Source organism: Streptomyces sp. NPDC059371 (assembly GCF_042751995.1).
GTDB lineage: Bacteria > Actinomycetota > Actinomycetes > Streptomycetales > Streptomycetaceae > Streptomyces.
Genome location: NZ_JBHYXD010000056.1, coordinates 49,939 through 52,420, shown reverse-complemented (window position 1 = coordinate 52,420; position 2,482 = coordinate 49,939). Strand labels below are relative to the sequence as shown.

2 protein-coding genes are annotated in these 2,482 nt (G+C 71.2%); one reads left to right on the top strand and one right to left on the bottom strand.

The window, feature by feature from the left end; all coding sequences use genetic code 11:
• Window positions 1-110: 110 nt before the first annotated feature.
• Complete coding sequence (locus tag ACFXGX_RS27165; protein WP_384795851.1) at window positions 111-326, bottom strand: type A2 lantipeptide; 216 nt, start codon at window positions 324-326, stop codon at window positions 111-113.
• Window positions 327-1,027: 701 nt separating this feature from the next.
• Between ACFXGX_RS27165 and ACFXGX_RS27160 the strand changes: the two genes are divergently transcribed.
• On the top strand, window positions 1,028-2,416 hold the full coding sequence (locus tag ACFXGX_RS27160) for a S1 family peptidase (RefSeq protein WP_384795850.1): 1,389 nt from the start codon (window positions 1,028-1,030) through the stop codon (window positions 2,414-2,416).
• The last annotated feature ends 66 nt before the right edge of the window (window positions 2,417-2,482 follow it).

Here is a 2,482-nt window from a genome sequence, read left to right as displayed (position 1 = left end):
TTGGGGGGCGCACGTCACGGCTCTCTTCACACCCGTTAGCGGGGCCACCCCCCCCCGTTGTGCCCGGCACCGGGGGGGGGGGTCCCGGGACTCGGCGGCTTGAAACGCGATCAGAGACCGGCGACCAGGCCGGTGACCGGGGCGGTGTTCAGGCCGGTCACACCCTCGACGGTGCCGATGGCCGTGCCCAGGACGCCGGAGACCGGGGCAACGCCGTCCACCAGGCCGGTGACGGTGCCGACGGCGTTCAGCGCGAGGCCACCGGAGACGTTGTCGAGGTCGGCGTCGGAGATCTCGGCGGTCTCGACACGGGGGGTGGAGTTCATGATGGAACTTCCCTTCATATGGATATTCACAAGGGGGAGAGCGGCCCCCTCTGGGGGGACAGACGACGGCCGCCACCGCTGGGGTGCGGCTCCCGTTCCCGGGAGCTGTGCGACCTCCGCGGTGCAACGGATCAAAGCACGGCCGCGGGGCGCGCTTCCAATCAACCAGGGCTCTCACCTGCGGACTTGTGCTCCATGGGCGGTGAACCGTGCAGGGGCGCACACGCCTCTGCGGTCACTTCTTCACATGCTGCGCGGCATCGGTTCACCCCGGCCCTTGCCACCCGCGCGCCGAGGGGGGTGGTCCCGGCCCACAGGCGCGCGGGGGGCGCGCGACTGTGCAGATCCCCGGTCCGCGGTGACGCCGGTGAGCATGCGCTGTGCAGATTCCCTGAATCCGGGATTCCGCCTCTGCTCATCGACGGAGCGTCGTCAGCCGGTCGCTTTGCGTGCCGATGGAGGGTGCGGTGCCGTCGGCGGCCGGCCGGGGGCCGCGTACACGGCTCGCTCGCGCGCCCGGCCTCGGCGCGATGGAAATGACCGGGTTGCCTCCGCAATCGGCGGCTTTGGTGAAGTCAACTTCCGTAATTTGCAATGGCAGTTGAACACCCCGGGTGGCACTCGCGTATCAACCGGCAAGCAGGCGCCCCCCTAGTCAGCTGCCGGACGCGGCATCGACCCCGTCCCCAGGAGGTCAAGAGTTGAGTCACAAACGGATACCCAAGCGCAAGGCCGCAATCGCGGTGGGCGGCGTGGCGGCGCTCGGAGCGGCAGCTCTGCTGCTGCCCAACGCCAACGCGTCGCAGTCGAACGGGGATGCCGCCACTCCCAGAACCTTCAAGTCGAACGACGTCTCGGACGTCGCTTCCATGCTGGCCTCCCAACTGGGTGACGCGTTCGCCGGCTCGTACTACGACGCGGCGAACAAGCAGCTCGTCATCAACGTCGTCGGTAACAACAGCAACGTCGTCAACCAGATTGAGCGAGCCGGTGCCGTGGCCCACCAGGTGCAGAACAGCACCGCCGAGCTGCAGGCCGCCGCCAAGACGCTCAAGACCGACGCCACGATCCCGGGCACCTCGTGGTCCGTCGACCCGAAGACCAACGAGATCCGCGTGACCGCGGACTCCACCGTCACGGGCGACAAGTGGAACACCGTGGAGTCGACCGTCAAGAACCTCGGTTCCGGCGTGGCGACCCTCTCGAAGTCGGCCGGCACCCTCAAGACCTTCGTCGACGGCGGCGACGCCATCTTCGGCGGCAACGCGCGCTGTTCGCTCGGCTTCAACGTCACCGCGGGCGACGGCACCCCCGCCTTCCTCACCGCGGGTCACTGCGGTGTCGCCGCCGCCCAGTGGTCGGACTCGCAGGGCGGCGCGCCCATCGCGACCGTCGACCAGGCCACGTTCCCCGGCAACGGCGACTTCTCCCTCGTCAAGTACGACGACCCGGCCACGAAGACGAACAGCGCCGTGAACGTCGGCAACGGGCAGAGCGTCCAGATCAACCAGGCCGTCGAGGCCGCCGTGGGCCAGCAGGTCTTCCGGATGGGCAGCACCACGGGTCTGCACGACGGCAACGTGACCGGTCTCAACGCCACCGTGAACTACCCGGAGGGCACCGTCACGGGCCTCATCCAGACCGATGTCTGTGCCGAGGCGGGTGACAGCGGCGGCTCCCTGTTCACCCAGGACGGCGGTGCGGTCGGCCTGACCTCCGGCGGCAGCGGTGACTGCACGGCCGGCGGCGAGACCTTCTTCCAGCCCGTCACCACCGCCCTGGCGGCGACTGGCGCGACGCTGGGCGCCGGTGACGCGGGTGCCGGTGCGGGCGACGCGGGTGCCGGTGACGCGGGTGCCGGTGACGCTGGTGCCGGCGGCGCGGTGGACCCGAGCGCGAGTGCCGTGGACCCGGGCGCCGGCGGTGACGCCGTGGACCCGGGCGCCGGCGGAGACGCGGTGGACCCGAGCGCGAGCGCCGTGGACCCCGGCGCCGGCGGTGACGCGGTGGACCCGAGCGCCAGTGACGCGGCGGGTGCGGGCACCGGCCAGAACGCGACGCACCACAAGTCCCACAGGAAGCACCAGTAGTCCGGTGCCGCGGCCCCCCCCTGGGGCCCCGCCCCCGGGGTCGGGGCCGGCCCCCGGTGCGCCCCC